The following is a 6,961-nucleotide window of genomic DNA, read 5'->3' as shown; positions in this document are numbered from 1 at the left end:
CGCGCCCCGTCGGTGGAGGCGGGTTATAGGGGCCTATCGCTAACCTGTAAACACCTTTTTTGAAGAAAATGTGATTTTTTACAAAAACGGCAGAATTCCGCCATTTTTATCCTGCGCGGTACATCATTTTGAAATGACGCACCACGAAATCAGGCTCAAAAAAGGAGGTACGAGAGATCAGATAGCGCGAAACAGCACATTTGCAAGCGCCCGGAACAAAACAAATGAAAAAGGCCCTGTCGCGAAACACAACAAGGGCCTTTAAGCATATAATAGATGTCGACGACCGATCAGAGATAATCGGCCATTTCGGCATTATAATAGGTTTTGGTGCGCGGGCCGGTGATGATCGGGTCAATCCGGCGAACACATTCCTTGTAATGCGGGGTATTGCGATGCACATCAAGCGCCGCATCATCCCGGAAGACTTCATAGATGGTAAATTTGTGCGGATTTTCGGGATCGCGCAGCACATCAAAGCGCAGATTACCCTCTTCCTTGCGCGAGCCTTCGTAATTGATCCGGAAGGCTTCGATGAATTCATCGACATGGCCTTCTTTCACATCAATATGAACCATTTGTACAAGCATGGTATTTCCTGTGGTTATGAAGATTGATTTCAAGAGAATCAGAAGAAAAAGACCCTAGAGGCCCGGTGCCTTCCACATCGAAGTGGTGACATTCTGGTCAACCAGGGCCAGTTGGGCCGCGTAGGCCGCCGCCCAGCGATCACCAAGGGCGTCGTAATCCGGTTTCAGGGAAAGATCAGGTTCAAAAGTGCGATCCCAATTCACCCATTCGCGACCAAGACCCGCCAGATCTGTATAAAACCCGGCCCCCACGGCAGCCGCACTGGCACAGCCCAAGGCGGTTGCTTCTTTAACCCTGGGGGTTTTCACCACCAGCCCGGTCACATCGGCCAGCATCTGGGCCCAATGCGGGCTTTTGGCCGCCCCGGCAGCAAAAACAATATGCTGGGGCACCGTCCCGGCAAGATCGAAGATCGATTTGAGATTGCGTGCCGCCACCACACAGGCATTTTCCTGCAAGGCCCGAAACAAAACGGCCTTGCCGGATTTTTCCGGATCGAGACTGAGATTAAGGAAAGATGGTGCCGCGTGATACCAGGCCCCATAGCGCATGACATCGGAAAAAATCGGGATCACACCATAAGATCCCAGCGGCACATTGGCCGATTTCTGTTCGAGCAGAGTGTAAGCCTGACCGGGATCATCGACAGCAGCGAGTTCTTCCTGGCCGAATGTATCGCGGAACCAGCGCATGACCGCACCGACAAAGAAGCTGATCGCCTCTGCCTGGTTAAGTCCGGTAATAACGTGCGGATTGATGCGCACATTCATTTCCGGGTCAATCAGGGTCGGTTCGACATTGACGATTTGCTGCCAAAAGGTACCGCCCATAACGGCGCAATCGCCAATCGCGGTAACACCGAGCCCGACTGTCCCCATTTGGCAGTCCCCGCCGCCAACCACAACCGTCACATTGGTTGAAAGGCCGGTTTCGGCACTGGCCTTTGCCGTAACAGTGCCAACCGCCGTACCGGTTTCGCAAGCTGGCGGAAAAATATCGTCACGCAGGCCCAGACGGGACATGGCCGATGGCAGCCAGTCGCGGTCGCGCAAGCCAAAAATACCCGTGGTACCCGCATTGGAGGGATCAGAGGCAATCACCCCGGAAAGGCGCGCTACAACCCAGTCGGACAGCATACAGATTTTATCAATACGTTCGTAAATATCGGGCATTTGCTGACGCAGCCATAAAAGGCGCGGCAAGGCCCCCAGCGCAAAAGTTTGTCCGGTTTGAGTGTAAAGGTCGCGCTCCACCCCGGGGAAGTCGGTTTTAAGCTGACGGACCTGATCAACCGCGCGGCCATCAACATTGGCACAGGCCCAGATTTCGCGTCCCTCGCGGTCAAAGGCAACAAAGGCCTCGCGCATGCTGGTCGCACTGACAGCGGCAATATCTGAACCCGAAATACCGGCAGCTTCCAATGCGCCCTGAATGCAGGCACAAATCAGCGCCCAGTTGCCTTCAACATCAAAATCCATCGATCCGGGATAGCGCGGGTCGGTTTTATGCCACCATTCGCGCTGCATGGCACCCAGCTGATTGCCATCACGATCAAACACCACGGCGCGGCCACTGCCAGTCCCGGCATCAATCGCCAGCAGATAATCCCCTTTTGTCATGTCAGTTTTCCTCCAGCAGCTTTTCGGCGGTTTTTTCATCGGTAATCAGGATGTCGACATATTTGCCCTTCAGCGCGGACTGAATAGCCCGCACCTTGCTGAGCCCGCCCGCCGCAGCAATGACATTTTCGGAATTTGACAGTGCGGCAAGACGCGCGCCCACCACCCGCTGATGCAACGGCAGGTCAAGAGACTGGCCGCTATCATCAAAGAACTGACAAAGAATATCGCCAACGGCCCCTTTGCGACGCAAAGGCTCCACCTCTACCGGGGTGATATAGCCGCTGCGTACCACGGTGGAATCGACATTTAGTTCGCCAATCCCGACAAGCTGATAGGCCGCATTCAGCGCCATCTCCAAAACAGCGGATATGGCAGGTTCCGCCATCAGGGCAGAAGCCACATTCTGATCGGAAACCACCAGGGGTGCTGGAACAAGATGCACGCTGCTGCCCCAGTTTGCGGTGCGCATGCCATCAACATAAGTGGCAACACCGCCGGTTAAGCTGACCAGCGAGACATTGCGTTCATTGGCCATGTGACCAAGACGCTGGATGGTGTGACTGACCGTTGCCCCCCAGCCCACCGCCAGCAGATCATCGGGACGCAGGCGTTGCATAAGAAACTGGGCTGCCGCCTGACCAAGACGTTCGCTCAGATCGCCGCCTTCGAGATGGGGAATAACGCGGACTTCACGCAGCCCCCAGTGATCCTGAAGGTGCTGTTCATATTCAAGGCAGCCCTGATGGCGGGAATTGATGCGCACCTGAATGATGCCGGTGCGGCGGCCACTTTCAAGCAGGCGCGAAACCTTGATTCGCGACAGCCCCAGCTTGTCGCCGATTTCGCCCTGGGTCAGACCGTCATTATAATAGTACCACGCAATACGGGTGAGGGTTTCTTCCTCCGCGTCCGCGTAGCTCCAATCCGTATTATCTGACACCATGAACGCCATCCCAAATTCGTGTTATTTGTTCAGATGATTATTCAATAAACAATTGATCACGTCAACTGTTCCAAATTGCAATTTTCCAAAAACGCGAAAATCCTTAAAAATAGCTCTTATTCTGGAAATATTGCCGCATTGCACAATGGAAATGAGCAATAATACATATTGACGACCTCGCCCCATTGTGATCACATGTTTTTTAGAAAAACAAATGAACAGGCCCCAGGGATGGAACGGAACAACCACGATAAAGCCGCCGTTCGTGTCAGCGACATATGGAAATCATATGGTGGCACCGCGGTTCTCAAGGGTGTGGACATCACCCTTCTGCCCGGGCAGGTCCATGCCCTGCTTGGCGGTAATGGTGCTGGCAAATCCACCTTGATGAAATCCATCGCCGGGCTGGTCAGCCCGGAATCGGGCAGCATCGAGATCAATGGTCAGGCGTTGAACAATCCGTCACCGGCGGCAGCCCAGGCCCTGGGCCTGTATCTGGTGCCCCAGGAAGCACAAATCCTGCCCAACCAGTCGGTGCTGGAGAATATCTGCCTTGGCCTGCGATCGTCGGCAAAGGCCCTTCGCGGCGATATTGAAAAGCTGGTCAATGACCTTTCGGTCCGTTTGGACCTTGATGCGCAGGCCGCCACCCTTGAGATTGCCGACCGCCAGATTGTGGAAATTCTGCGCGGCCTCATTCGCAAGGCAAGGGTTCTGATTCTGGATGAACCGACCTCGGCGTTAACACCCCATGAAGCCAATGCCCTGTTTGACCGTGTCCGCCAGCTTCAGGAACAAGGCGTTGGCATTTTCTTTATTTCGCACAAATTACGCGAAATTCGCGAGATTTGCGATGTCATCAGCGTGTTGCGCGATGGGGCGATTGTTCTTTATGGCACACTGGATGACTATAACGATCACCAGATCGTCGAGGCCATGACCAAATCGGCAGGCGGCGAGACCGCAAATGTCACCGCGCCCAAACGCCAGCGCACTACGGATTTCAACCTTGCCAGCAATGTATTGGAAATCACGGGTTTCAGTGGCGAAGGTTTTCGCGACATATCCTTTGATGTGCGCGCAGGCGAGATTGTCGGCCTGGCGGGCGTCGTCGGCGCCGGGCGGTCCGAGCTTGCCGAAACCCTGTTTGGTTTGCGCCCGTCTGGCAGTGGCACGGTAAAACTCCAGGGCAAGGACCTTATTAACCGCTCGCCGCGCACATGTGTGGATGCCGGGCTGGTGTACCTGCCAGAGGATCGCCAGCAAAACGGCCTGTTTCTTGAGGCGTCACTGGCCTGGAACATGTCGGGCTATACCATGCACCGCATGGGATTTTTCCCCAAAGGCAAACGCGAAACCGGCGAATTTTCCGAATTTCGCGAGGCCCTTGGCATCAAATGCGAAGGACCGGGGCAGGCGGCGGGCCGTCTTTCGGGCGGGAACCAGCAAAAGGTGCTGCTGGCGAAATGCCTTGCGGCCAACCCGCGGGTGTTGATCCTTGATGAACCGACCCGCGGGGTGGATGTCGCCGCACGCAACGATATTTATCGCCTGATCCATCAACTGGCCGAAAAAGGCCTGGGTGTGCTGCTGATTTCGTCGGATTTCGATGAAATTGAACAATTGGCGGACCGCGTGATTGTGATGGCACATGGCCATCAATGCGGTGAACTTTCGCGCCAGGCCATCAATGTTGATGCCATCGCCCATTTGGCCTTTGAATCCGGAGCGGCCAGCCATGCTTGATTTTTTTGCCCGCAACCGCGTTGCCACCCTGTTTGGCGTGACCGTTCTGGCCTTTCTCCTGATCGGGATGGTCGCCCCTGGCTATCTGTCACTGTCCACCGCATCGGTCATCATGTCCAACAGCCTGGTGCTGATGACAGTCGCCCTGGGAACCATGCTGGTGATTTTGACCCGTAATATTGATGTATCAAGCGGGTCGGTTCTGGGGTTGAGTGCGGTTATTTTGGGCCTGTTGCTTAATAACGGCATGGGACTGGCCCCCGCCATTATCATCTGCCTGTTATGTGGGGCGCTGGCTGGCCTGTTTAACGGTATCCTTGTCACATTCTTTAGCGTGCCGTCGATTATTGCGACCTTGGGCACACTGGGCCTGTTTCGCGGGATCATGCTGATCCTGACGGGCGGCAAATGGATCGAGGAATTGCCGCAATCCCTTAAATTTCTGGCAGAAAACGGCAGTATCGGGATTTCGGTCCTGACGGTGGCTGTGGTGATTGCCCTTGCTGGGGTTTGGGCAATCACCCGCCATACGCGCTTTGGCCGCTATTTTTATGCCGTTGGCGATAACCGCGAGGCTGCCCGCCATCTTGGTATCCGCATTCATCTGGTGCAAATCAGTGCCTTTGTTGCCGCAGGCACACTGGCCGCGCTGGCCGGGATCATTTTTGCCGCCCAGATCGGCTTTATTCCCAACCAGGCCGGAAATGGCGTGGAGCTGAAAGCGATTGCCGCCAATGTTTTGGGCGGGGTCAGCCTTCTGGGTGGCAGCGGATCCGTGCCCGGTGTTTTTGTTGGCGTGATTTTTATGACGTCAATTGACAGTGCGCTGGTCTTTTTGAAGATCCCGGCCTTCTGGAACGACTTTATCGCCGGTGCCGTATTGCTGCTGGTATTGCTGCTGGATGGGCGGGTCCGCATTGCCGTGGAAAAGGCCATTCGTGCCAAACGCTATGCGGTGCATAGCCCCAATACCGGGTCTGGCACAACCGGCCCTGTTCATAATACCCCCTCGCCCACCTCCTCCACCCCCGGCCCGCAGGAGCACGCACAATGAAACGTTTCTTTCTGCGCTGGGAAATGGCGCTGTTTGGAATGCTGGTGGCGGAATTTGCCATTTTCGGTGCCCTCAATCCCAATTTTTTAAATCTGTCAAACCTGCTTTACAGCACCAGTGACTTTGCCCAGATCGGCATTATCGCCCTGCCGCTGACCATCGTGATTATCGCAGGCGGGATTGATGTCTCCTTTGCCTCGACCATTGGTTTATGCGCCATCATTTTTGGCATCGCCAATTTCTTTGGTCTGCCGCTTGCGCTGTGTATCGCTGCCGCCCTTGGTGCGGGTGCGATTGCCGGGCTGTTCAATGCCACGATCATTCATCTGTCGCGCATCCAGCCCCTGGTGGTGACACTGGGCAGCCTTTATCTGTTTAGCGGGGCTGCCACCGTGCTTTCGGGTGTGGTTGGTGCAGGCGGCTATGAAGGTATCGGCAATTTCCCCGACAGCTTTACCAGCTTTGCCTATATCGATGTCGCAGGATTGCCCGCGCCGTTTCTGGTGTTGCTGGCCGAGGCGATCATTCTGTTTGTCATTTTACATTTTTCGCGCTTTGGCCGGTCGGTTTTCCTGTGCGGTCTTAGCGAACATGCCGCCCGTTACAGCGGGCTTCCCATTCGCACCATTCAAACCATCACCTATATGATGACCGGCATTTTTGCCGCCGTCGCCGGGCTGGTTTTGTCGGCCTATTTCGGGTCCGCCCGTGTCGATCTGGGCACGGCCACCCTGCTGCCTGCCATTACCGCTGCCGTTCTGGGCGGGGCCTCCATTTATGGCGGGCAGGGATCGATTATCGGAACATTTCTGGCAACGCTTGTTATTGGCTACCTGCAACAGGGCCTGCAAATGAGCGGTGTCCCCAGTCAGATTTCCAGCGCGCTCTCTGGTGCGTTGCTGGTGGTTGCGGTCGCATTGCGCCACGGAAGCGCCTTGCTGACCAACTTTGTCGCTGCGCGAATAATGGCGACGAACCGAAAACGCGCAGCATCATGAGGAGGAA

At 55.4% G+C, this 6,961-nt stretch carries 6 protein-coding genes; 3 read left to right on the top strand and 3 right to left on the bottom strand.

Going from position 1 to position 6,961, the window contains the following annotated elements; translation table 11 throughout:
• Nucleotides 1–290 precede the first annotated feature (290 nt).
• Genes TH25_RS22730 through TH25_RS22720 form a run of 3 tightly spaced genes read right to left on the bottom strand, consistent with a single transcriptional unit; the run spans nt 291 to nt 3,156 of the window.
• Entirely contained in the window at nt 291–590 is a 300-nt protein-coding gene (locus TH25_RS22730) for an antibiotic biosynthesis monooxygenase (RefSeq protein ID WP_073957147.1), read from the bottom strand.
• 54 nt (nt 591–644) lie between these two features.
• A complete protein-coding gene (gene lsrK / locus TH25_RS22725) occupies nt 645–2,210 on the bottom strand; it encodes an autoinducer-2 kinase (protein WP_114090546.1) in 1,566 nt (521 codons plus the stop codon).
• Nucleotide 2,211: 1 nt separating this feature from the next.
• Nucleotides 2,212–3,156 (bottom strand): sugar-binding transcriptional regulator, encoded by a 945-nt coding sequence (locus TH25_RS22720; RefSeq protein WP_114090549.1) that lies wholly within the window; start codon nt 3,154–3,156, stop codon nt 2,212–2,214.
• Nucleotides 3,157–3,387: 231 nt separating this feature from the next.
• Between TH25_RS22720 and lsrA the strand changes: the two genes are divergently transcribed.
• Genes lsrA through TH25_RS22705 form a run of 3 tightly spaced genes read left to right on the top strand, consistent with a single transcriptional unit; the run spans nt 3,388 to nt 6,954 of the window.
• Complete coding sequence (gene lsrA / locus TH25_RS22715; protein WP_114090545.1) at nt 3,388–4,902, top strand: autoinducer 2 ABC transporter ATP-binding protein LsrA; 1,515 nt, start codon at nt 3,388–3,390, stop codon at nt 4,900–4,902.
• Nucleotides 4,895–5,956, top strand: coding sequence for an autoinducer 2 ABC transporter permease LsrC (gene lsrC, locus TH25_RS22710; RefSeq protein WP_114090544.1), 1,062 nt, complete (start codon nt 4,895–4,897; stop codon nt 5,954–5,956). The genes lsrA and lsrC overlap by 8 nt, the downstream gene beginning before the upstream one ends.
• Nucleotides 5,953–6,954 (top strand): ABC transporter permease subunit, encoded by a 1,002-nt coding sequence (locus TH25_RS22705; RefSeq protein WP_114090543.1) that lies wholly within the window; start codon nt 5,953–5,955, stop codon nt 6,952–6,954. The genes lsrC and TH25_RS22705 overlap by 4 nt, the downstream gene beginning before the upstream one ends.
• Nucleotides 6,955–6,961 lie beyond the last annotated feature (7 nt).

The organism is Thalassospira profundimaris (assembly GCF_003326755.1).
GTDB lineage: Bacteria > Pseudomonadota > Alphaproteobacteria > Rhodospirillales > Thalassospiraceae > Thalassospira > Thalassospira profundimaris_B.
Note: the sequence above shows the minus strand (reverse complement) of the source record. Positions and strands in the feature narration are given on the sequence as shown.

Excerpts from the sequence above, each read along its gene's own strand:
- TH25_RS22730 (WP_073957147.1), bottom strand. The coding sequence starts at position 590 with ATGCTTGTACAAATGGTTCATATTGATGTGAAAGAAGGCCATGTCGAT.
- lsrK (WP_114090546.1), bottom strand. The coding sequence starts at position 2,210 with ATGACAAAAGGGGATTATCTGCTGGCGATTGATGCCGGGACTGGCAGT.
- TH25_RS22720 (WP_114090549.1), bottom strand. The coding sequence starts at position 3,156 with ATGGTGTCAGATAATACGGATTGGAGCTACGCGGACGCGGAGGAAGAA.
- lsrA (WP_114090545.1), top strand. The coding sequence starts at position 3,388 with ATGGAACGGAACAACCACGATAAAGCCGCCGTTCGTGTCAGCGACATA.
- lsrC (WP_114090544.1), top strand. The coding sequence starts at position 4,895 with ATGCTTGATTTTTTTGCCCGCAACCGCGTTGCCACCCTGTTTGGCGTG.
- TH25_RS22705 (WP_114090543.1), top strand. The coding sequence starts at position 5,953 with ATGAAACGTTTCTTTCTGCGCTGGGAAATGGCGCTGTTTGGAATGCTG.